This is a genomic window from Streptomyces sp. NPDC050743 (assembly GCF_044456925.1).
In the GTDB taxonomy this organism is placed as follows: Bacteria; Actinomycetota; Actinomycetes; order Streptomycetales; family Streptomycetaceae; genus Streptomyces.
The window spans coordinates 1-21,099 of sequence record NZ_JBITGJ010000077.1 but is presented as its reverse complement, the minus strand read 5'-3'; the positions used below and the strand labels follow the sequence as shown (position 1 = coordinate 21,099).

The following is a 21,099-nucleotide window of genomic DNA, read 5'->3' as shown; positions in this document are numbered from 1 at the left end:
GTCCCGAGCGGGGCGGGAGGCGTCCGTGACGTGCGGGCTTCGGGACGGGCGGAGGCGCCCGTGAAGCGTCGGTGGCTCCGAGCCCGGCCGGGCATGCCCGGGCAGCGCGAGCAGGCGGGCGCCGGCCCGCAGGCGCCCGTGAAGCGGCGGATCCCCCTGCGCAAGCGGCTTGTCGTCCGGCTGCTGTCCGTATCCGCGCTGATCGCGGTCTGCTCGGTGGCCGCCACCGCCTGGCTCGCGGTGACCACCACGACCAGCGCCCTGAAGGAGGAGCAGGGCCAGGACCTCGCGGCCGACAACAGCATCCTGGCCCGGCTCAGCGGATACGCCGCCACCCACTCCGACTGGACGGACGTCCGCCGCACCGTCCGGCAGCTGGCCGCCGAGACCGGGCGCCGGATCGCCCTCACCACCGCCGACCGCACTCTCGTCGCCGACTCCGCGCCCCGCGGCACCCCGCTGCCGCCCCGGCCCGCGGCCACCGTCGACCCGCTGCGCACCGACACCTACAGCGAGAGTGGCGCCCAGCGCAGCGGTATCGACCCGCGCGTGGTCGGCCCCTACCGGCTCCCGGCGAAGGAACGCGCGCAAGTGGAGGCGCTGGCCGCCAAACGCAAGCAGTGCTACGAGCACTACGGCCTCCAGCCCGGCATCGTCCGCACGGCGAGCGGACGGACCGTCGTCACCCTCCCGGACGGCACCGACCCGGCCTCCTACGGCGCGGCGGTGTGCGAGGACGGACGTCTCAACACGCCCACGCCGACGGAACGCAAGGCCCTGGCCGACCTCACCGACCTCGCCCGGCCCTGCCTGAAGCAGGCCGGCCTGGACTTCGGCGGGCAGCTCTTCCCCACCTTCGACCCCAGCGGCAAGGACCTTTTCGGCGGCGGCTACCTCGTCGCCAAGTTCGCCAGAGCGGGCAAGGAGGCGACGGCGCGGGCCGCCCAGCACTGCCTGCTGACCGCCCGGCGCACCCAACTGGAGCCCTACGTCGCCCCGGTGGCCGACCTGTTCCTCGGCATCGGCGACCAGAACACCTCCCGCTTCGACATGTCCCCGGCCAACAAGGCCAAGGTGATCGGCGCGGCCGGACTGGTCCTCGCCGTCACTGTCGCCGTGACCGCCCTCGTCGCCATCCGCCTGGTACGTCCGCTGCGCGCGCTGACCGAGGCCGCCCAGCAGCCGCCCGAACTGCACGTGCGCGTCCCGGTGACCACCCGGGACGAGACCGGCATCCTCGCCGAGGCCTTCAACGACCTGACCGAGCGCCGTGCCCGCCTGGAGGCCCAGCGCAAGGCGATGGTCAGCGACATCGCGCACGAGCTGCGCAGCCCGCTCACCAACATCCGCGGCTGGCTGGAGGTCGTCCGCGACGGAGTGGTCGAGCCCGACCCGCCCCTGCTGGACTCGCTGCACGAGGAGGCGCTCGTGCTGCAGTGGATCATCGACGACCTGCAGGACCTCGCCGCCGCCGACGCCGGCACCCTGCCGCTGCACCGCGAGCCGCTGCGCGCCGGCGACCTGCTGGACCAGGTGGCCGCCGCCCACCGGGTCGCGGCCAGGGCCGCCGGGGTCGCCCTGCGCACCGAGACCGACGCCGGCGCCTGGCTCGACGCCGACCCGGTGCGGATGCGGCAGGCCCTCGGGAACCTGGTCTCCAACGCGCTGCGGCACACCCCCGCCGACGGCACGGTCACGCTCGCCGCCCGCAGGGACGGCGCCGACGTCGTGCTGACCGTCACCGACACCGGCTCGGGCATCGCGCCCGAGGACCTGCCGCACGTCTTCGACCGGTTCTGGCGTGCCGAGAAGTCCCGCAGCCGCCGCACCGGCGGCAGCGGCCTGGGTCTGCCGATCGTGCGCCACCTGCTCGCCGCCCACGACGGCACGGCCGAGGCCGCGAGCGAGCCCGGCCAGGGCGCCGTCTTCACCCTGCGGCTGCCCGCGGCCGGCCCACCCGCGGACCCCGCCTGACCGCCTCCGATTCCCCGCGCGCCCCAGGGGTACTCCGGTCGCGCGGCGCTGTCGAGGGAGGTCGGGTCATGAGCGCAGCGGAGAACCTGCCGGTCGTGTCCACGCTCGCGGACGTGGCCCGCCTGGTGGACGAGCAGCAGGGCCTGTACGTCCGCTGGTCCCTGGGGCCCGGCACCGACCTCGCCGAGGTCTCCAGCACCGACGACCTCACCGGCGTGTCCATGCCGGGGCTGTCCGCCAGTCCGCTCGACATCGAGAGCTGGTGGGCGGACCGGTCGGTGGAGCTGTGGGTGGCCCGCCGCCTGTACGACTACGCACACCTGCCGCACGACAAGGGGTCCGGTGTCCGTCCCTGGGTCCTGCGGGGCCGGGAGGCCGGCCGGGGCCCCGACAACGAGCCCCTCGTGACCGACGCCGAGCCGTTGTGCTGGATCGCGGACGAGGTGATCGACGCGGCGAAGGCCGAGGTGGCGCGGCAGGAAGGGGAGTGGGGGACGCTGCGCCGCGGTGGCCGCTGAGGCCCAGGCCGCGGACGCCCGGCTCAGCCGGAGCGCGGCCGGGAGCGGGCGCGGCGGTGCAGGCTCCGGCGCTCCAGCTCGGTCGTCCCGCCCCAGATGCCGATGCCCTGCCCCGTCTCCAGCGCCCAGTCCAGGCACTCCTCCCGGACGGGGCACCGGCCGCAGACCGCCTTGGCGTGCTGGGTCTGCACATGCGCCGGTCCGGTGGTGCCGATGGGGAAGAACAGGTCGGGGTCCTCGTGACGGCACGCGGCATGGTCGCGCCAGTTGTCCATGGAAGTCTCCCGGATCCGATCGAAGTCGTCCGTGCCTGTCGAATGCGTACTGCGAGTTCGGGTGACCGGTCGCGGCGGCGTGAAACGGCGTGTGCGGCAAGGGATCGCGCGTAGGCGGCGATCCGGCCACGGGCGCGCGTACGGCCGGGGCGAGCCGTACGCGTTCAACTGGCCGGGAACGGTGCGGGCGGGCCACCGGGCCGTGGGCACCCGTACCCGACCGGGCATCGGGGGCGCGGAGTTGGGGCGGGAACCGGCCGGGACCGCCGTCCGCCGCGCCACCGCCCGACCACCGTACTCCGCGGGGCCCTTCCGTCGGCGCGAAACGGATAATCCGAAAGGGTTAATTCGAAACGGACGTAGACGGATGAAACGTAGACGGATAAAGCGTGACGGGGTTGTCAGCGGCGCAGCGCCTCGGCCGCCGTCGCCGTCACGGCATCGGCAAGTGCGGCCAGTGCGGGGGAGTCCAGCCTCCACTGCTGCCAGTACAGCGTGACGTCCATCCACTCCTCGGGAGCGAGGAGCACCAGTCGGTCCTCCGCCAGCAGCGGGCCCGCCTGGACCTCCGGCACCATGCCCCAGCCCAGCCCGGCGGCGACCGCGTCCAGGAAGCCCTCCGAGGTGGGCACGAGGTGCCTGAGCGGGCCGGCGGCGTCCCGGCCCAGCCGGCGTACGAAGGCGTCCTGGAAGTCGTCCTTGCGGTCGAAGACCACGACGGGGGCCTCGGACAGCGCCTCCGGCAGCGGCCGCCCGCCCAGGTGGGCCGCCGTGAACTCCGGTGTGCCGACCGGCAGATACCGCATCCGGCCGAGCGGCCGGACCGTGCAGCCCGGCACCGGGTCGGCGGCGGTGGTCACCGCCGCCATCACCAGCCCCTCGCGCAGCAGGGCCGCCGTGTGGTCCTCGTCCTCCCGGTGGAGTTCGAAGCAGAGCCCCGGCACCCGGGTCAGCGCCGGCAGGAACCAGGTCGCCAGCGAGTCCGCGTTCACCGCCACCGACACCCGCGTCGGCTCCCCGGCACCGCTCAGCCCGAGTTCGCCCCAGGCGTCGCGTTCGAGCCGGGCGAGCTGCCGGGCGTACCGCACCAGCACCGCGCCGGACTCCGTGGGCCGCACCGGCTTGGTGCGCTGCAGCAGCACCCGGCCGGTGCGCTGTTCGAGCGCCTTGACCCGCTGGCTGACCGCCGACGGGGTCACGTGCAGGGCGGCCGCGGCGGCGTCGAAGGTGCCCTCGTCGACCACGGCGAGCAGGGTCCGCACCTGCTCAAGGGGAAGCTCCGTCATCACAATAGCTAAGGATACGTAAGAAAAATTAGCTGTACTTGACTCGGCGCCCTGCCTAGGTTCGGGTGCATGACCCACGCTCTGACCGCCGCGGCCGCCGGATTCGGCACCGGCCTCTCGCTGATCGTCGCCATCGGCGCCCAGAACGCCTTCGTCCTGCGGCAGGGGGTGCGCCGCGACGCGGTCCTCGCCGTGGTGGGGATCTGCGCCCTGTCCGACGCGGTGCTCATCGCGCTCGGCGTCGGCGGGGTCGGGGCGGTCGTGGTGGCGTGGCCGAGGGTGGTCCGGGCGGTGGGGATGGTGGGCGGTCTCTTCCTGCTCTGCTACGGCGTCCTCGCGGCCCGCAGGGTGCTCCGGCCGGGCACGGCCGGGCTGAGCACCGAGGGGGAGGCCGCGGGCTCCCGGCGCCGGGCGGTACTCACCTGTCTGGCGATGACCTGGCTGAACCCGCACGTCTACCTGGACACCGTGTTCCTGCTCGGCTCCCTCGCCGCCGACCGGGGCACGCTGCGCTGGACCTTCGGGCTCGGCGCCGCGCTCGCCAGCCTGTGCTGGTTCGCCGCGCTCGGCTTCGGCGCCCGGCTGCTCGGCCGCTTCCTGACCCGCCCGGCGGCGTGGCGGGTGCTGGACGGTCCGGTCGCCGTCACCATGCTGGTGCTGGGGGCCACGCTCATGGCCGGATCCTGAGACCGGGGCCCGGCAAAACCCTTTCGGTGTGCACAGGGTCCGCTGAGATAGTTAGGCTCTCGAATCGAAAAGATGTAGCGAGCAACCTCTATCGGCAACAGGACACCCGTGGACACGAGCGAGAGCAGCACCACCGAACCCGACGCCGCGACGGACGCGGCGGCTCCGCCCCGGCGCGGCTGGCGCCGCTGGGCGATGGACATCCGTCCACTGGGCATCCCGGCCTACCAGCGCCTGTGGACGTCGACCATCATCACCGCCGTCGGCAGCCAGCTCACCGCCGTCGCCGTGCCCAAGCAGATCTACGACGTCACGCACTCCTCGGCGTGGGTCGGCTATGCCAGCCTGGCCGGTCTGGTGCCCATGGTGGCGTTCGCGCTGTGGGGCGGCGCGGTCGCCGACACCGTGGACCGCCGCAAGCTGCTGCTGGTCACCAACACCGGTATCGCGGTCACCTCGCTGCTGTTCTGGGCACAGGCCGTCACCGGGATGGACTCCGTCGCCGTCCTCATGGTGCTGCTCGCCTGCCAGCAGGCCTTCTTCGGCCTCAACGCCCCGGCCCGCAACGCCTCCATCGCCCGGCTGGTCCCCGCCGAGCAACTGCCCGCCGCCAACGCGCTCGGCTCCACGGTGATGCAGACCGGCCTGGTCGCCGGCCCCCTGCTCGCCGGTGTGCTGATCCCGGTCATCGGGCTGCCCGAGCTGTACCTCATCGACGCCGTGGCGCTGTGCGTGACCGTGTGGGCCGTCTTCCGGCTGCCCGCGCTGCCACCGCTCGGCGCGGCCGCCCGCCGGGCCGGGGTGCGCGAGATAGCCGCGGGCTTCCGGTACATCTCCCGGCACAAGGTGCTGCTGCTGTCCTTCCTCGCCGACACCGTCGCCATGGTCCTCGGCATGCCCCGCGCGCTGTTCCCGCAGCTCGCGGCGCAGACGTACCACTCCTACGGCGAGGGGCTCGCGCTCGGCGTGCTGTTCGCCGGCATCCCGGTCGGCGCGGTGCTCGGCGGTCTGTTCTCCGGGGTGTTCTCGCGGGCCCGCCGGCACGGCTGGATGGTCATCGGGGCCGTCGTCGGCTGGGGCGTTGCCATCGCCGGGTTCGGGCTGAGCCGCGACCTCTGGGTGGCCCTGGCCTTCCTCGCCGCGGCCGGCGTCGCCGACATGGTCTCGATGGTGTTCCGCGGCGCGATCCTGCTGTCGGCCGCGACCGACGAGATGCGCGGCCGGATGCAGGGCGTGTTCACGGTGGTCGTCGCGGGCGGGCCGCGCCTGGCCGACGTGCTGCACGGCACGGCCGGCTCGGCCTTCGGCCCGCGCGCCGCGGTGGCGGGCGGCGGCGCGCTGGTCGTCGTGGTGATGCTGGCCCTGGCCGCCGCGGTGCCGGCGCTGCGCCGCTACCGGATCTGAGTCACACCAGACCGCCGCGCCCCTTGGTCGTGTACTGGTCCATCAGCTTGCCCCGGGTCGTCTCCAGGCGGTGGGCGAGGATCTCGGCCACCGTCCGCACCAGCGAGAGCCCGAGCAGCGGGTCCTCCACGCACAGCGCGAGCACCGAGGGCCCGTCGAACTCGTAGGCGCGTACGTCGGTGAAGGCCACCGCGCCGAAGTCCCACCGGTACGGCGGGAACAGCCAGGACCAGCCGAGCATGTCGCCCGCGCCGAGCGTGGCCACGGTGACCCGCTGCCGGGAGGTGACCTGCTGGTCCAGGTGGACCGCGCCGGAACGGATCACCCAGAACCGGTCGGCGGTGCCGCCCGCCTCGAAGATGCGGGTGTCCTCCGGGAACGAGACCTCCTTGGCCAGTTCCATAAGGCGCTCGCGCTGCGCCTGGGGCAGGGCGGTCAGCAGTTTTATCGCTTTGGTCATGGCGCGGGGCTCCTCGCCGAGGGTCCGGGGGTGCTTTCCCTAAGCCCATTTCAGCCGCTGCCGCCCCTGCGGGCACCTCGAAGGACGCGGATTTCCCGACGCGTGCCCGGTTTCGCCGCCGTTTCCGGGCAGCAAGAAGCCCTGGCTGGACGGGGGAAGCCAGCCAGGGCCGTCTGCGGTGACGCCATGGAGGGAGGAAGGACGGTTCCGGTCACCTCCGGCATCACGTATGTATGAACGATAAACCATCCGGCGGGCTTTCTACCAATCGGTAGCAGGTCACGTGACCTGCTTCACGCCTTCCGCCCCGACCGGCCGCCCGCCCGGGCAGACGATCTCCTCCAGCACCCGCGTCACCGCCTCGAAGGCCCACGCGCGGGCCGTCGCCTCCCGTGCGCCGTCCGGATCCGTCGCCGTCAGGTTCTGTGCGCGTTCCCGCCACGCCCGCTCCTCCGCGGCCGCGTGTTCCCGGCCGCGCTGGATGCGCCGTAGCAATTCGTCCGCGTCCACGACATCGGTCATACCCCTCTGGTACCCGCGAGGCCGCGGTGATGACACGGGAGCCCACGGAGTTTGACGGCTCCGGATGAGGTGAGGCGAAAGAGAGGAACCCGGCAGCCCGGGCATCGCTCCCGGGCATCGCTCAGGGAGGAAGGGATGCGCGACAAGCACCGCACCAGCTGCTCGGCGACACTGCGGGAACCGCGCCGCCGGCCGTGCCGGCCGGCCGAGGCCCGCAGAACCGTCGAGCGCGTGGTCGCCGAACGGTGCCGGGCCCGCGCCATCCCCTGCGGTGAAGCGGCCATGGAGGACGCCCTGCTGGTCACCTCGGAGCTCACCACCAACGCCATCCTGCACGGCGGCGGCATCACCGGCTTCGACGTCGATGTGGACTCCGGAGGCGTAAGGGTGTCGGTGAGCGACGGCAGCGACGAGCTACCGGTTGCCGCCGCGCCCGTCGACGAGCGCGGCCACACCGGGCTCGGCGGCCGGGGCTGGCCCATCGTCTGCCGCCTGTCCCGGGACGTCCGGGTGGCGCAGCTGCCCTGCGGGGGCAAACGCATCACGGCCGTCGTACCGCTGCACTGAGCCGTGCGGAAGTTCCGCGCCTGGGGTGTTTGCTCCCCGTAGCGAGGGGCAGGCGGAATCTCGTGCTTCGGACCGGAGGCGCGCGCCCGGCAGGAACCGTACGAGCGCCCGGGTCCCCCTCTCGGCGGACCGGGCGACAGACCTGCGGCGAACCCTGACACCACCGTTCGGGACCGGCCCAGGAAGCCCCAGGCCGTGTGCCCTGAAACCACGTTCAGGAGCGATTCCGCATGCTCACCGACATGTCGACAACCCGTCCCGGCACGCCCACCACGGACTCGGCCGCCGCCGCTCCCGCGCGGCGGTCCCACGACGACGCCCCCGACACCGCGCAGCTGTTCACCCGGCTGGCGGAACTGGACGACGGCCCCGAGCGGGACGCCGTACGCGACGAACTCGTCGCCGCCTGGCTGCCCATGGCCCACCGGATCGCCGGCCGCTTCCGCGACCGGGGCGAGTCCGTCGAGGACCTGCGGCAGGTGGCCGCGCTCGGACTGGTCAAGGCCATCGACCGCTTCGACCCGTCCCGCGGGGCCTTCGAGAGCTACGCCGTGCCCACCATCACCGGCGAGGTCAAGCGCCACTTCCGGGACCGGATGTGGGCCCTGAGGGTGCCGCGCCGGGTACAGGAACTGCGCAACCGGGTGCGGGTGGCCCGGCGCGAGCTCGCCCAGCACCCCGGCAGCCCCGAACCCACCCTCGCCGCCCTGGCCGCACACACCGGACTCACCGAGGAGGAGGTCGGCGCGGGCCTGGAGGCGCTGGAGAGTTTCAGCACCCTGTCCCTGGACGCCGAACTGTCCACCGGGGACGACGGCTACAGCCTCGCCGACACCCTCGGGGCGACGGACACCTCCTACGACGTCGTGGTCGACCGCGAGGCCGCCAAGGAGGGGCTGCGCCGGCTGCCCGAGCGGGAACGGGCCATCCTCTACATGCGGTTCTTCGAGGACATGACACAGAGCCGGATCGCCGACCGCCTGGGCATCTCCCAGATGCACGTCTCCCGGCTGATCAGCCGCAGCTGCGCCCGGGTCCGCGACGAGGCCATGGGCCGGCGCGCGTGCGGCGCCGACCCGGCATGAGCGCACGGCCGACGGACCGTCACTTCTTCGGCCGCTCCGCGCCGGTGCTGAGGCCCAGCGGCCGGGCCAGGCCCGAGACCGCCTCGTCCAGCCGCTGCAGATGGCGCAGCACCCGGTCGGTGACCCGGCCGTAGCGCGGGGTGCGCAGAGTTCCCGGCTCCAGCATCGAGGCGATGCTGGGGCCGGTCTCGATCTTCGCCGTGGCCCGCGGGTCGGCGACATGCGCCGCGATCGCCTCGATGTTGTGCACGATCCGCGCGCCCGCCCCGCGCAGCCGGGGATCGGCGGCGATCGACGGGTGCGTCGGCAGCAACTCGGCCGTGGCCGCGAGCGAGCGACCGTGGTAGGCGCAGGTCTCCAGCAGCGCCACCACGTACCGGGCGGTGTCCCGGCGCGAGCGCAGCGGGGTGATCGGGTGGGTCAGCGGCTGGGTGGCCGCGCGCAGATCGGCCAGCGCCTGGTCCAGATCGCGCGCCTGCTCCACCAGATCGGCACCCGCCCCGCCGCTCAACTGGTCGACGGCGGCCCGGGTGACCTCGGCGAGCCGGTCCAGCACGGTGACGAGGAGTTCGTTGGTACGACGGTCGGTGTGGACCGGCAGCACCACCGCCGCGGCGATCACCCCGCAGGCCGCACCGAGCGCCGTCTCCTCCACCCGCAGCACCAGCACCGACATGCTGTAGGTGTTCAGCAGCGTGTACAGCAGCCCCAGCATCGCCGTGACGAAGAACGACATCAGCGTGTACGACAGGGGCGCGGTGTAGAACATCGCGAAGATGAACACCAGCACCAGGCCGAACGCCGTCCAGGTGTGGTGCCCGACCAGACCGGCGAGCACGATGCCGGCCACCACGCCGAGGACCGTGCCCACCAGCCGCCGGTAGCCCTTCACCAGGATCTCGCCCGTGGAGGCGGTGTTGATGAACACGATCCAGCAGGTCAGCACCGCCCAGTACCAGCGCTGGCCGGACAGCAGTTCGCCGCCCGCGATGGCCAGCATGGAGCCGACGCCCACCTGGACGGCGGCCCGTGTCGTGGGCCGCTCCAGTCCGCTCGGGCCCGGCTCCTCGGCCTCGGCCTCCTCGCCCGCCTCGATCGCGGCGTCCTCCGCGTCCAACTCCTCGCGCGAGCGGGCCGTCGCCGGGGTGTCGTCGGACTCGTCCTGCGGCCCGTCCAGCGCGACCCGCAGACCCAGCGCGGCCCGGGCCGCCTCGCCGAGCCCGCGGAAGACGTCCTGCACGGCCGGCGAGGCCTCGGGCAGGTTCTCCTCCTCGCGGTAGCCGAGCAGCCGGTTGCGCACCTGGGCGAGCGCGCTGCCCCGGGCCTCGCCGACCGGCCGCAGCATCAGCAGCCGCAGCGCCTGCAGATCCCGGCGCAGCGCCGCCGCGGCCTCGTCCCGCACCGGCAGCTCCCCGCCGGAGGGCAGCGCAGCGCCCGGGAGATGCAGGGTGAGGGTGTCGGTCCGCTCGGCGCTTCGCGCGGTGAGCAGCAGCAGCCCGAGCCGCTCGGAGGCGATCTCGGCGTCCGCGACCCGGCGCTGCAGCAGCCGGGCCACCGCCGCGTCTGAGGTGCCGTCCTCCAGCCGCCCCTGGATCAGCAGCGCCGTCTCGTGCAGCCGGGCGGTGGCGGTGCGCAGATCGTCCAGGACCTTGTCCACCTCGTCCGGCCCGGCGTCCAGCAACTCGGTCTGGACGGCGATCAGCTGCGCGAGCCGGGCGCGGAACGCCCGCCGCAGCCGGTCCAGAGTGCCCGCCGGGGTCTGCGGCAGCAGCACGAAGCGCGCGGCGGCGCTGCATACAAAGGCCACGCAGATGACCCCGTACAGCGCGGGCAGCGCCGGGGTGGTCGCGCGCACGAACAGGGAGAGGAAGTAGATCTGAAAGCCGATCAGGCCGAGCGCCGTGCCGCGGTCGCCGAACCGGCGGCTGTAGACGGCACAGAAGATGAGGACGACGAAGAACAGGTCCCCGACGACGACCCGCTGGTTCAGCAGCGTGCCCAGCGACACCGACGCCAGCGCCACCGGCAGGCCGAGCGCGAGCGTCACCGCCTGCGCCGAGCGCTGCTTCTCCCGGATGGCGAAGGTCGACACCATCGCCGCCATGGCACCGGCGACGAGTTGGGGCACCGGCACCCGCAGGGCGGCCAGGACGGCGAGGGTGAGCGCGATCGCGGTGACCGTGCGCAGTCCCGCGGTGAGCCGCAGCAGTCCGGGGTCGTACGCCGCGAGCCGGTCCCACATCCGTACCCGCCCAGACCGTCCCGCTGTGCTCACGCCGCCGCGCTCTCTCCCGTGCCAGAAATCGATCTCCGACCCAGCATCGCACGGCGGTGCGGACTACTTGCCCTCGGCGAGGGTGGCGGCCACCAGGGCATTGGCGTGTCCGTGCCCGAGACCGCGCTCGGACTTGAGCCAGCCGACCAGCTCCATGTGCTGCGTCAGCGGCGAGGAGCGGATCAGCTCCTGCCACTCGGCGATCGGACGGCCGTACTTCCTCTCGATCGAGGGGAAGTAGCTCGCCGGGCCCTTGACGGTCTTCTCGGTCATGAAGGTGTGTCCCATCCGGGTGACGTCGGTCGATCACCCGGTAAGACCGCCGATCCGCCCCGAAGTGATCGGCGGTCTTCGGTGACCTGTGTCACATCACGGACTCCCCGCCACACCGCGCTCGACCCGCGCCCGCACCTGTTCCGGTGTCAGATACGCGTCGGTGAACTCGAAGTCCTTCAGCCGGGCCGGCTTGCGGGCCTGGAAACCGGTGCGGACGAAATCGTCGCCGGCGACCGCGTTGAGCAGCCAGTTGGTCATCACCCGGGTCTTGGCGACATTCGTGCGCAGCGCCGACCAGTGGTAGCCGCGGGCCACCGCCTGGGCCGGCAGCCCGCGCAGCTCGACGCCGAGCGGCTTGGACACCGCGTCCTTGCCGCCGAGGTCGACGACCAGGCCCAGGTCGTGGTGCACGTACGGCGTCAGCGGCTGCGCCCGCAGGGTCGCGATGACGTTGTCGGCGACCTTCTTGCCCTGGCGCATGGCGTGCTGCGCGGTGGGCGGGCAGACCGCGCCCGGCTCGCCCTTGGCCTCGTCGGGCACGGCGGCCGCGTCCCCGAGCGCGAACACGCCGTCGTGACCCGGGAGGCACATCTCGGCGGTCACCGCCAGCCGGCCGCGGACCGTCTCCGCGCCGAGCGTGGCGATCAGCGGGCTGGCGACCACGCCGGCCGTCCAGATCAGCGTGTGCGTCGGCACCACCCGGCCGTCGGTGAAGGTGACCTCCTCCGCGCCGGCCTTGTCGATCGACACGCCCAGCGACACCTCGATGCCGCGCCGCCCCAGGATCTCCTGCGCGCTGCGGCCCAGCTTCTCGCCCAGCTCCGGCATCAGCTTGGGCGCGATGTCGATCAGATGCCACTTGATCAGGCCGGGATCCAGGCGCGGGTAGCGCTGCACGGCGGCGTGCGTCAGCCGTTGCAGACAGGCGGCGGTCTCCGTGCCGGCGTAGCCGCCGCCGACCACCACGAACTGCAGCCGTGCGGCCCGCTCCGCCGGGTCGTCGCTGGCGTCCGCGAGGTCGAGCTGTGAGATGACGTGGTCGCGGATGTAGGCGGCCTCGGCCAGGGTCTTCATCCCGAAGGCGTGCTCGGTCAGTCCCGGGATGTCGAAGGTGCGGGTCACGCTGCCCGGCGCCAGCACGATGTAGTCGTAGGGTTCGTTGACGATCTTGTCGGTGATGGTGCGGACGACGCACACCTTCGACCTCAGGTCCACACCGATGGCGCCGCCCGGGATGATCCGGGTGCGGTACTTCTTGCTGCGGCGCAGGCTCACGGCGATCGACTGCGGCGTCAGCACGCCGGAGGCGACCTGGGGCAGCAGGGGGAGGTACAGCTGGTAGGAGTACGGCGTCACCAGGGTGACGTCGGCCTCGGCGGGAGCGAGTTTCCGCTCCAGGCGGCGGACGCACGCAACTCCGGCGAAGCCTGCGCCAACCACCAGGATCCTGGGTCGTGTCACGGTGTTCATCCCTTTCTGCGGCTCCGGGCGGTCCGACTCGACGCCGTTCGCTTGCCCTGGACCGGTGCGCGCCACCTTCGATCCCACCGTGCCCCGAGCCGTTCCGCCAGCCAGGCGCGGCAGGCAGACGAACGCATGGGCACCAACATGCCCCGCCCGGGGATGGAGTAACCGGTTGTCGCACAGATACACGTCGTACACACACCGCGGTCACCAGGGCAGGAACACGTGGATGTCCTTGCCCTCGTCGTCGACGACGACGCTGACCTGCGTGCACAGCGTGTGCACCAGGTGCCAGCCGATGCCGCCGCCGCCCGTGCGCGGGTGGAAGGGCCGCGGTTCGGGCTTGATGGTGCTCGTGTCGTGCATCGTCACGTGCACGCCGTCGAAGGTGCGCCGCATCCGCAGACCGAACGGCCCGGGCGCGTACTGGATCACGTTGGCGGCCAGCTCCGTCACGACCAGCAGTATGTCGTCCCAGTACTCGGGCGCGGCGGGCGGCGCCTGGGTGGCGAGCGCGCAGAGGAAGTCCTCCGCGGCGAGCCGGGCCTCCGTGACGTTGCGCAGTTCACCGCCGAAGGAGAAGGTGCGCTCGTACCCGTCCTCCGAGGGCGGTGTGTCGTCCCCACGTGGCTGCGTCGCCATCTCGCAATCCCCGGTCCTGGGCGGTCGGGGGCGTGGCAGGGCCCTCCGGCCAGGACAGCTGTCGGTGCTGATCTCATTCTGTGCTGCGAGTTCCCGCCCCCGGGCGGGATATCCGCCCGCCCTGGCCCGTGCCCCCGCGGACGCCCCCACCCGGTGTGGACTTCAGCGGAAGACGTCGTCCGGCTCGTCCCACTCCGCCGGCTCCTGCGCGAGACGCGCCGCCCGGGACCGCGCCTGGTACATCGCGTCGATCTCGGCGGCGTAGTGCCGCACGATGGCGTCCCGGCGCAGCTTCAGCGACGGGGTGAGCAGTCCGTTGTCCGGTGCGAACGGCTCCGGGAGCACACGGTAGACCCGGATGGACTCCGCGCGGGAGACCGCGCTGTTGGCGGAGGCGACGGCCCGCGCGATCTCCTCCCGCAGCGCGTTCTCCTCACGGCTCTCCCGGCCCTGACCGTCGCCCTGGAGCGCCAGGGAGCCCCGCCAGTGCGCGAGGAAGTCCGGGTCCAGGGTGATCAGCGCGCCGACGCACGGCCGGTCGTCGCCGATCACGACCGCCTGGTGGATCAGCGGATGCATGCGCAGCCGCTGCTCCAGGGGCGCCGGGGCGACGCTCTTGCCGCCGCTGGTGACGATGACGTCCTTCTTGCGCCCGGTGATCGTCAGATACCCCTCGGAGTCCAGCCGCCCGATGTCCCCGGTGGCCAGCCAGCCGCCGCGCAGCGCGGCCCGCGTCGCCGTCTCGTCGCCGACATAGCCCTGGAACACCGACGGGCCGCGCACCAGGATCTCCCCGTCGTCGGCCACCTGGACCTCGGTGCCCGGCAGCGGCCGGCCGACCGTACCGGACTTCTCCCGGCCGAGCGGCTGCATGGTGATCCCGCCGGAGACCTCGGTGAGGCCGTACCCGTCGTGGATGTACACCCCGATGCCCTCGTAGAACAGGTTCAGTTCGCGGTTCAGCGAGGAACCGCCGGAACTGCCGCGCACCACGCGTCCGCCGAGCGCCGCGCGCAGCCTGCGGTACACCGTCCGCTCGTACAGGGCGTGCTGCAGCCTCAGCTCGAACCCGGGCCCCGGCCCGGCGCCCAGGCGGTGGCGCTCCTGTGCCTGGGCGAAGTCCCGCGCGGTCTGCGCCGCCCGCTCGAACAGGGCACCCCGGCCCGCCTGTTCGGCCGCCTGCAGGAACTTCTTGTAGAGCCTCTCGAACACCGACGGCACGCCGTACAGATACGTCGGCCGGAACGTGGTCAGCGCCGAGGCCAGCGACGCCTCGGTCAGCTCCGGCTCGTGCGCCATCAGGGCGCCGCCCCGTACACACACCAGCATGATCATCAGGCCGTACACATGGGAGAACGGCAGAAACGCCAGCACGGACGGCTGCTCGCCGGGCGGAGCCGCCGTGTGCTTCCAGCCGGCCAGGTACGTGTCGCAGGGATAGGCCAGGCCCCGGTGACTGAGCGCGCAGCCCTGGGGGCGGCCGGAGGTGCCGGAGGTGTAGACGACCGCCGCGGTGGCGTCCGGCAGCACGATCCGGCGCAGCGACTCCACCGTGGTGTACGGCACGACCGCGCCCCGCTCGACGAGTTCGGGCAGCGCGCCCGCGTCCAGCTGCCAGACGTGGCGCAGCCGCGGCAGCCGGGCGCACACCGTGCCGACGGTCATGACGCCCTGCTCGTCCTCCACGACCACGGCCACACAGCCGGCGTCCCGCAGGATCCACTCGACCTGGTCCCGCGAGGACGCCGGATGGATCGGCACGACCTCGGCGCCCACGGCCCACAGCGCATGGCTGAACACCGTCCACTCGTAGCGGGTGCGGGACATCAGGGCCACCCGGTGGCCGGGGGAGACCCCGGCGGCGATCAGCCCCTTGGCCAGGTCGACCACCTCGTCGCGCAGCTCGACGGCCGTCACCTCCCGCCACACGGTGGCGGCGGAATCCACGCGATGGGCGAGCACCGGCAGGGTGGGACTGCGCTCCGCGGTGTCGAAGACGCTGTCGGCGAGGCCGCCGGTGAGCGGTGGGGCAACGGCGGGAGCGAGGGCGACGTCGCGCATGCGCTGCTCCTGGATGTACAGAGGGTCACACCGCCGATCGGCTCGGTGTCGGCGGTGCTCGAATGTAGCCCAGCGGACCGCGTTCGGTGCCGGGAACGTGGAAGTCGTGATCGACTGATGATGCGGGCGTGTCCTGGGGACTCGGCAGACATGAGTCATGTGAACCCCGATCCGGAACCCGAGCGGACCACCGGGCTGGAGCCCGGCGGCTCGGTACCGCCCGGCGAGACGCCGCCGGCCGAGAGCAGCATGCCCGAGGCCGGGCCCCGCGAGACGCACAACCCGCCCCGGGGCTGGGCCAAGGCGCCGCTGACGCTGATCCTTGTCGTCGTCGCGCTGGTCGCGCTGTTCTTCCTGGTGTACGCCCTGGTGCTGATCGTCTGACCCCGGCCGTCAGCTCTGGGTACGCCGGACGCACTCGGTGACGACGTCCCTCAGGTCGCCGCCATGCTCCAGCAGCAGGCGCTGCTCGCGCGCCCCGTTGCCGCGCCGCAGCAGCTCCGTGATGCCCTGTTCGGCGCGCTCGGCGTCGCCGGTGGCGGTGAGCGCGTCCCCGGTGTGGGCGAGCAGCGAGCGCAGCACCTGCGAGGCGGGCTCGGGCCGCATGGTCGCCGGGTCGAGCAGGTTCTCCTCCAGGCCGAACCGCGCGGCCTGCCAGTCGGCGAGCCGCAGCAGGCTCACGCTGTGGTCGGGCGCAGGCCGGCCCGCCCGCCAGTCCCGGGCGGCCGTCTCCACGAGCGCGCGGGTCAGCGTCGCGATCAGCACGGCGGTTTCCGCGCCGAGGCACACGTCGGCCACCCGGACCTCCACGGTCGGATAGCGGACGGACAGCCGCGCGTCGAAGTAGACCATCCTGTTGTCCAGCAGGGCACCGGTGGCCACCATGTCCGCCACCCGCCGGTGATACCGCTCGGCCGACTCGAACGGCTCGGTCGGCCCGGCCGACGGCCAGCGGTTCCACACCCGGCTGCGATAGCTGGCGTAACTCGTGTCCCGTCCCTGCCAGAACGGCGAGTTCGCACTGATCGCCCGGAGCACCGGGAGCCATGTCCGGATCCGGTCGAGGACGGCGATGCCCTCCTCGTCGGACTCCACGCACACATGCACGTGGCAGCCGCACACCAGCTGCTCCCAGGTCGGTATCCCGTAGTGCTCGGCCAGCCACTGGTAGCGCTCGTTCACGCTGAGGGAGGGGCTGACCGGCAGGGGAGAGGTGGCCAGCGCCGCGACCGCGCAGCCGAGCTCCCCGGCGTGCCGCGCCGCCTCCTTGCGGCAGCGCACGATCTCCTCGCCGAGGTCCGCCATGTTCGCCTGCGGATGCGTGGCGAACTCCAGCATCTGCCGGAACAGCTCCTTCTCGAAGACGTTCTGCCCCGGATCGTCGTGGGCGACCCGGGCGAGGACGGCCGCCGCCAGCGCCTTCGGTTCGCCGCTGTCCGGGTCGACGAGAAGGAGTTCCTCCTCCACTCCCACGGTGCGCACCTGGTGCCACCCTTCCGTGTCCACGCCACGACGGGCAGTCGAGGCTCTGTACGACCCCCGACTGCCCCTGGGCGGGCCGCCGACACCTGGTTTTCAGTGCTCCGGCGTCAGCCAGACCGTCGCGAGCGGCGGCAGGGTGAGCTTCAGGAACCCGTCCTCGGGCTTCATCGGCCCCGCGTCGCCGACCCCGCTGCCGCCGTAGCGGACGTCGTCCGTGTTCAGCTCCTCCTGCCAGGCCGGGATCTCGTCGCCGGCCCACAGCCGGTAGTCGTGCCGGACGACCGGGGAGAAGTTCGACACCGCGAGCAGCGGGGAGCCGTCGGCGGCGAAGCGCAGGAACGCGAAGACGTTGTCGTCGGCCGCGTCGCAGAGCACCCACCGGAACCCGCCCGGGTCGGAGTCCCGCTGCCACAGCGCCGGCGTCGCCCGGTACACGGTGTTCAGATCCCGTACCAGATCCCGCACGCCGCGGTGGTCCCCGGCGGAGTGGTAGTCGTCGCCCAGCAGCCACCACTCGGGGCCGTGCGCCTCGGACCACTCGGCGCCCTGCGCGAACTCCTGCCCCATGAAGAGCAGCTGCTTGCCGGGGTGGGCCCACATGAAGGCCAGGTACGCGCGGTGGTTGGCCCGCTGCTGCCACCAGTCGCCGGGCATCTTCGACACCAGGGACCGCTTGCCGTGCACGACCTCGTCGTGGGAGATGGGCAGGACGTAGTTCTCGCTGTAGGCGTACACCATCGAGAAGGTCATCTCGTTGTGGTGGTACTTGCGGTGCACCGGCTCCTTCTGGATGTACTGCAGCGAGTCGTGCATCCAGCCCATGTTCCACTTCAGGCCGAAGCCGAGCCCGCCGCTGTCCGTCGGCCGGGTCACCCCGTCCCAGGCGGTGGACTCCTCGGCGATGGTCACGACTCCGGGACAGCGCCGGTAGACGGTGGCGTTCATCTCCTGCAGGAAGGCGACCGCGTCCAGATCCTCCCGCCCGCCGAAGACGTTCGGCTCCCACTGGCCGGAGTCCCGCGAGTAGTCGAGGTAGAGCATGGAGGCCACGGCGTCCACGCGCAGCCCGTCGATGTGGAACTCCTGGCACCAGTACACCGCGTTGGCGACGAGGAAGTTGCGCACCTCGATGCGACCGAAGTCGAACTCGTACGTCCCCCAGTCCGGATGCTCGGCGCGCGTGGCGTTCCCGGGCTCGTACAGCGGATCCCCGTCGAACCGGGCCAGCGCCCAGTCGTCCTTGGGGAAGTGCGCCGGCACCCAGTCCATGATCACACCGATGCCGGCCCGGTGCAGCGCGTCCACCAGGTACTTGAAGTCGTCGGGGGAGCCGAGGCGGGGCGTCGGCGCGTAGTAGGAGGTGACCTGGTAGCCCCAGGAGCCGCTGAACGGATGACCGGCGACCGGCATCAGCTCGACATGCGTGAAGCCCATCTCCTTGACGTAGGGGGGCAGCTCGTCGGCCAGCTGGCGGTACGTCAGCCCCGGCCGCCATGACGGCAGATGGACCTCGTACACCGAGAACGGCGCCTGGTGCACGGGCCTGTCACCCCGGTGCGCCATCCACTCCGCGTCGCCCCACTCGTGCCGCGAGACCGCGACGACCGACGCGGTGTCCGGCGGCATCTCCGTGCACCGCGCCATCGGGTCGGCCTTGAGGAAGCGATGGCCGTAACGCGAGGTGATCTCGAACTTGTAGCGGGCGCCCTCGCCGATCCCGGGCAGGAACAGCTCCCACACACCGGACGCGCCGAGCGACCGCATCGGGTACTGCGTGCCGTCCCAGTACGTGAAGTCCCCGGCCACCCGCACCCCCTGGGCGTTGGGCGCCCACACGGTGAAGCGGGTCCCGGTCACGCCCTGATGGGTCATCGGCTCCGCGCCGAGCGCCTGCCACAGCTGCTCGTGCCGGCCCTCCCGGATCAGATGCAGGTCCAGCTCGCCGAGAGCGGGCAGGAAGCGGTACGGGTCGTGCACCTCCTGCTCGGCGTCGTCGTAGGTCACCAGGAGCGTGTACGACGGGATCTCCGGGTACGGCAGGACGGCCGCGAAGAGGCCGTCGCCCTCCGAGCGCAGGGGGCTGCGCATGCCGTCGACCACCACGTGCACCGCGCGCGCGTTCGGGCGCAGTGCCCGGAACAGGGTGCCGCCCGGCACCGGGTGGGCGCCGAGCAGGGCGTGCGGATCGTGGTGGGCGCCGCCGAGCAGCCGGCCGCGATCGGCCGCGTCGAGGGGCAGGGCCCGGGCCGGCGCGCGGCCGGCGGCCTCGGGGAGCGAGGTGTCGCGCAGAGCCATGACGTCATCCTCCCCACACGGCGAGCCGCTTGATCGCCGCCATCGGTACCGGCAGCCAGTCGGGCCGGTGTCTTGCCTCGTACAGCACCTCGTAGACCGCCCTGTCCGTCTCGTGCGCGCGCAGCAGCGCGTGCTTCTTGCGTGGATCCCAGCCGGCGCGGGCCGCGTAGCCCGCGCAGAACGCCTCCCGGCAGCGGCGCGCCCATTCGGGTCGCCAGGGGCGGCGCTGCCGGGCCGCGTAGTCGAAGGAGCGCAGCATCCCCGCCACGTCCCGCACCGGGGACTGCGGGACACACCGCTCGGCGAGGGGCCGGGACGGCTCGCCCTCGAAGTCGATCACGAACCAGTCGCGGCCGGCCCGCAGCACCTGCCCGAGGTGCAGATCGCCGTGGATGCGCTGGGCGGGCGGCCCGGAGTCGCAGGTGGCGAGCGCCCTGAACGCGGCCCGCAGCCCCGGTACGAAGGGCAGCAGCGCCGGAACGGCGTGCGCGGCCGCGTCCAGCCGTGCGCACATCGCCTCGGCCGTACGGCTGTTCTCGCCCGGCCCGGCCGACGGGAACGCCCCGGCCAGCGCGAGGTGCACCTCGGCCATGGCCCGGCCCAGTTCCCGGGCCTCGGCGGTGAAGTCGTCGCCGGCGGCGAGCGCGCGCAGCGCCAGCGTCCAGCCGTCGGTCGCGTCCGGCAGGAACGGCTGCAGTACGCCCAGCGTGGCCGGCTGCGGCGCGGTCGTACCGAACCAGGCCACCGGTGCCGGCACCCGGGTGCACCCCTGTGCGGCCAGCGCGGCCGTCACCTCCAGGTCCGGGTTGACGCCCGGCTGGATCCGGCGGAAGACCTTCAGGATGTACGCGTCGCCGTACACGATCGAGGAGTTGGACTGCTCGGCGTCCAGCAGGCGCGGCGGCAGCCCGCCGGGCAGATGGGCGTTGGGGTCGGCGTCGAACCGCAGCGGGCCGGCCGTGCCGGGCCGCCGCAGCCGCTCCAGCAGCAGGTTCGCCGAGCGAGGGTCGTGCAGCGCGTCGTAGACCGCCAGCCCGGCGAACGGGCCCTGTTCGGCCCGCCCGAGGTACGCCCGCTCCAGTCGTGGGGCGAGGTGTTCGCGCAGCCCGAGCAGCAGCTGGTAGCAGTCACCGGGCGGGGGAGTGCCGCCCGGCGTGGGCACGGGCGCGTGCGAGGCGTGCACCAGCAGATGCAGACATCCCGGGAACAGCTCGGTCACGGAGAGCACGGTCAGATCGGTGACGGGCCGGTCCTTGCCCGCGAACCAGCGTTGCCTCGGCAGCCACTGGCGCAGCAGCCCGCCCAATGAGACCAGGGGCCCGTCGAGGCCGACGGCCGTTCTCGGTCGGGCGGTGATGGTCTTCGGCATGGTGACGCGTCCTTTCCTCGGCGCCGGTCGTTCAGCGACGGCGGCCGATGCGGGATGCGACTCGGGTGAGCCGGAACCAGTAGAAGCCGTGGCCCTGCAGGGTGAGCAGGTACGGCAGCTCGCCGATGGCGGGGAAACGCACCCCGCCGATCAGCTCGACCGGGTGCCGGCCGTCGTAGGCCCGCAGGTCGAGCTCGGTGGGCTGCGCGAAGCGGGAGAAGTTGTTGACGCACAGCACCAGGTCGTCGCCGTACTCGCGCAGGAACGCCAGGACCGCCGGGTTGGAGGACTGCAGTTCGGTGAACGAGCCGAGACCGAAGGCGGGATTCTGCTTGCGGATCTCGATCATGCGGCGGGTCCAGTGCAGCAGCGACGACGGCGACGACATCGACGCCTCGACGTTGGTGACCTGGTAGCCGTAGACCGGGTCCATGATCGTCGGCAGGTACAGGCGTCC

Annotated in this window: 20 protein-coding genes; 7 read left to right on the top strand and 13 right to left on the bottom strand. The window is 72.7% G+C overall.

Annotated features, from left to right (window positions below; translation table 11 throughout):
- Positions 1 to 138 precede the first annotated feature (138 nt).
- On the top strand, positions 139 to 1,974 hold the full coding sequence (locus ACIBJF_RS40595) for a sensor histidine kinase (RefSeq protein WP_399181723.1): 1,836 nt from the start codon (positions 139 to 141) through the stop codon (positions 1,972 to 1,974).
- A gap of 68 nt (positions 1,975 to 2,042) precedes the next feature.
- On the top strand, positions 2,043 to 2,492 hold the full coding sequence (locus ACIBJF_RS40590) for a DUF6098 family protein (RefSeq protein WP_399181693.1): 450 nt from the start codon (positions 2,043 to 2,045) through the stop codon (positions 2,490 to 2,492).
- 23 nt (positions 2,493 to 2,515) lie between these two features.
- On the opposite strand, the gene ACIBJF_RS40585 is transcribed toward ACIBJF_RS40590, so the two are convergent.
- Positions 2,516 to 2,767 carry a WhiB family transcriptional regulator gene (locus ACIBJF_RS40585; protein ID WP_399181691.1) on the bottom strand — a complete coding sequence of 84 codons (252 nt, stop codon included), beginning with the start codon at positions 2,765 to 2,767 and terminating at the stop codon, positions 2,516 to 2,518.
- A gap of 401 nt (positions 2,768 to 3,168) precedes the next feature.
- Positions 3,169 to 4,056, bottom strand: coding sequence for a LysR family transcriptional regulator ArgP (locus ACIBJF_RS40580; RefSeq protein ID WP_399181689.1), 888 nt, complete (start codon positions 4,054 to 4,056; stop codon positions 3,169 to 3,171).
- Between the two features lie 66 nt (positions 4,057 to 4,122).
- On the opposite strand from ACIBJF_RS40580, the gene ACIBJF_RS40575 reads away from it, so the two are divergent.
- Both ACIBJF_RS40575 and ACIBJF_RS40570 read left to right on the top strand, forming a co-directional pair.
- Complete coding sequence (locus ACIBJF_RS40575; RefSeq protein ID WP_399181687.1) at positions 4,123 to 4,740, top strand: LysE/ArgO family amino acid transporter; 618 nt, start codon at positions 4,123 to 4,125, stop codon at positions 4,738 to 4,740.
- Positions 4,741 to 4,848: 108 nt separating this feature from the next.
- On the top strand, positions 4,849 to 6,144 hold the full coding sequence (locus ACIBJF_RS40570) for an MFS transporter (protein ID WP_399181685.1): 1,296 nt from the start codon (positions 4,849 to 4,851) through the stop codon (positions 6,142 to 6,144).
- A 1-nt stretch (position 6,145) separates the two neighbouring features.
- Here the strand turns inward: ACIBJF_RS40570 and ACIBJF_RS40565 are convergent, their stop codons facing one another.
- Both ACIBJF_RS40565 and ACIBJF_RS40560 read right to left on the bottom strand, forming a co-directional pair.
- Positions 6,146 to 6,604, bottom strand: a complete 459-nt coding sequence (locus ACIBJF_RS40565) for a cyclic nucleotide-binding domain-containing protein (RefSeq protein ID WP_356306767.1) — start codon at positions 6,602 to 6,604, stop codon at positions 6,146 to 6,148.
- A gap of 279 nt (positions 6,605 to 6,883) precedes the next feature.
- Complete coding sequence (locus ACIBJF_RS40560; RefSeq protein ID WP_351812582.1) at positions 6,884 to 7,126, bottom strand: hypothetical protein; 243 nt, start codon at positions 7,124 to 7,126, stop codon at positions 6,884 to 6,886.
- Between the two features lie 135 nt (positions 7,127 to 7,261).
- Between ACIBJF_RS40560 and ACIBJF_RS40555 the strand changes: the two genes are divergently transcribed.
- Both ACIBJF_RS40555 and ACIBJF_RS40550 read left to right on the top strand, forming a co-directional pair.
- Positions 7,262 to 7,693 carry an ATP-binding protein gene (locus tag ACIBJF_RS40555; RefSeq protein ID WP_399181683.1) on the top strand — a complete coding sequence of 144 codons (432 nt, stop codon included), beginning with the start codon at positions 7,262 to 7,264 and terminating at the stop codon, positions 7,691 to 7,693.
- 230 nt (positions 7,694 to 7,923) lie between these two features.
- Complete coding sequence (locus tag ACIBJF_RS40550; protein ID WP_351812576.1) at positions 7,924 to 8,778, top strand: SigB/SigF/SigG family RNA polymerase sigma factor; 855 nt, start codon at positions 7,924 to 7,926, stop codon at positions 8,776 to 8,778.
- Positions 8,779 to 8,797: 19 nt separating this feature from the next.
- On the opposite strand, the gene ACIBJF_RS40545 is transcribed toward ACIBJF_RS40550, so the two are convergent.
- The 5 genes from ACIBJF_RS40545 to ACIBJF_RS40525 all read right to left on the bottom strand — a co-directional run bounded on the left by ACIBJF_RS40545 (position 8,798) and on the right by ACIBJF_RS40525 (position 15,496).
- On the bottom strand, positions 8,798 to 11,020 hold the full coding sequence (locus ACIBJF_RS40545) for an FUSC family protein (protein ID WP_399181721.1): 2,223 nt from the start codon (positions 11,018 to 11,020) through the stop codon (positions 8,798 to 8,800).
- Positions 11,021 to 11,116: 96 nt separating this feature from the next.
- Positions 11,117 to 11,326, bottom strand: coding sequence for a DUF4287 domain-containing protein (locus ACIBJF_RS40540; protein WP_399181680.1), 210 nt, complete (start codon positions 11,324 to 11,326; stop codon positions 11,117 to 11,119).
- A gap of 96 nt (positions 11,327 to 11,422) precedes the next feature.
- A complete protein-coding gene (locus tag ACIBJF_RS40535; RefSeq protein WP_399181679.1) occupies positions 11,423 to 12,799 on the bottom strand; it encodes an NAD(P)/FAD-dependent oxidoreductase in 1,377 nt (458 codons plus the stop codon).
- Positions 12,800 to 13,000: 201 nt separating this feature from the next.
- Complete coding sequence (locus ACIBJF_RS40530; RefSeq protein ID WP_399181677.1) at positions 13,001 to 13,435, bottom strand: ATP-binding protein; 435 nt, start codon at positions 13,433 to 13,435, stop codon at positions 13,001 to 13,003.
- Positions 13,436 to 13,597: 162 nt separating this feature from the next.
- A complete protein-coding gene (locus ACIBJF_RS40525; RefSeq protein ID WP_399181675.1) occupies positions 13,598 to 15,496 on the bottom strand; it encodes an AMP-dependent synthetase/ligase in 1,899 nt (632 codons plus the stop codon).
- Between the two features lie 150 nt (positions 15,497 to 15,646).
- On the opposite strand from ACIBJF_RS40525, the gene ACIBJF_RS40520 reads away from it, so the two are divergent.
- Positions 15,647 to 15,880, top strand: a complete 234-nt coding sequence (locus ACIBJF_RS40520) for a DUF6480 family protein (protein ID WP_399181674.1) — start codon at positions 15,647 to 15,649, stop codon at positions 15,878 to 15,880.
- A gap of 9 nt (positions 15,881 to 15,889) precedes the next feature.
- Here ACIBJF_RS40520 and ACIBJF_RS40515 read toward each other — a convergent pair whose 3' ends face one another.
- The 4 genes from ACIBJF_RS40515 to ACIBJF_RS40500 form a co-directional block, all read right to left on the bottom strand.
- Positions 15,890 to 16,978, bottom strand: a complete 1,089-nt coding sequence (locus ACIBJF_RS40515; RefSeq protein WP_399181672.1) for a glutamate--cysteine ligase — start codon at positions 16,976 to 16,978, stop codon at positions 15,890 to 15,892.
- A gap of 93 nt (positions 16,979 to 17,071) precedes the next feature.
- Positions 17,072 to 19,273: a 1,4-alpha-glucan branching enzyme gene (gene glgB / locus ACIBJF_RS40510; protein ID WP_399181671.1), complete on the bottom strand. Its 2,202-nt coding sequence runs from the start codon at positions 19,271 to 19,273 to the stop codon at positions 17,072 to 17,074.
- Positions 19,274 to 19,277: 4 nt separating this feature from the next.
- Positions 19,278 to 20,642 (bottom strand): maltokinase, encoded by a 1,365-nt coding sequence (locus tag ACIBJF_RS40505; RefSeq protein WP_399181669.1) that lies wholly within the window; start codon positions 20,640 to 20,642, stop codon positions 19,278 to 19,280.
- A 31-nt stretch (positions 20,643 to 20,673) separates the two neighbouring features.
- Positions 20,674 to 21,099 (bottom strand): alpha-glucosidase C-terminal domain-containing protein (locus tag ACIBJF_RS40500; RefSeq protein ID WP_399181667.1); only part of this gene is annotated, 426 nt, incomplete at its 5' end.

Bases quoted from the DNA above. Each gene is read 5' to 3' on its own strand.
- ACIBJF_RS40535 (WP_399181679.1), bottom strand. From the start codon at position 12,799: ATGAACACCGTGACACGACCCAGGATCCTGGTGGTTGGCGCAGGCTTC.
- ACIBJF_RS40525 (WP_399181675.1), bottom strand. From the start codon at position 15,496: ATGCGCGACGTCGCCCTCGCTCCCGCCGTTGCCCCACCGCTCACCGGC.
- ACIBJF_RS40540 (WP_399181680.1), bottom strand. From the start codon at position 11,326: ATGACCGAGAAGACCGTCAAGGGCCCGGCGAGCTACTTCCCCTCGATC.
- ACIBJF_RS40530 (WP_399181677.1), bottom strand. From the start codon at position 13,435: ATGGCGACGCAGCCACGTGGGGACGACACACCGCCCTCGGAGGACGGG.
- ACIBJF_RS40520 (WP_399181674.1), top strand. From the start codon at position 15,647: ATGAGTCATGTGAACCCCGATCCGGAACCCGAGCGGACCACCGGGCTG.
- ACIBJF_RS40555 (WP_399181683.1), top strand. From the start codon at position 7,262: ATGCGCGACAAGCACCGCACCAGCTGCTCGGCGACACTGCGGGAACCG.
- ACIBJF_RS40585 (WP_399181691.1), bottom strand. From the start codon at position 2,767: ATGGACAACTGGCGCGACCATGCCGCGTGCCGTCACGAGGACCCCGAC.
- ACIBJF_RS40590 (WP_399181693.1), top strand. From the start codon at position 2,043: ATGAGCGCAGCGGAGAACCTGCCGGTCGTGTCCACGCTCGCGGACGTG.
- ACIBJF_RS40550 (WP_351812576.1), top strand. From the start codon at position 7,924: ATGCTCACCGACATGTCGACAACCCGTCCCGGCACGCCCACCACGGAC.
- ACIBJF_RS40560 (WP_351812582.1), bottom strand. From the start codon at position 7,126: ATGACCGATGTCGTGGACGCGGACGAATTGCTACGGCGCATCCAGCGC.
- ACIBJF_RS40575 (WP_399181687.1), top strand. From the start codon at position 4,123: ATGACCCACGCTCTGACCGCCGCGGCCGCCGGATTCGGCACCGGCCTC.
- ACIBJF_RS40545 (WP_399181721.1), bottom strand. From the start codon at position 11,020: ATGTGGGACCGGCTCGCGGCGTACGACCCCGGACTGCTGCGGCTCACC.
- ACIBJF_RS40565 (WP_356306767.1), bottom strand. From the start codon at position 6,604: ATGACCAAAGCGATAAAACTGCTGACCGCCCTGCCCCAGGCGCAGCGC.
- glgB (WP_399181671.1), bottom strand. From the start codon at position 19,273: ATGGCTCTGCGCGACACCTCGCTCCCCGAGGCCGCCGGCCGCGCGCCG.
- ACIBJF_RS40505 (WP_399181669.1), bottom strand. From the start codon at position 20,642: ATGCCGAAGACCATCACCGCCCGACCGAGAACGGCCGTCGGCCTCGAC.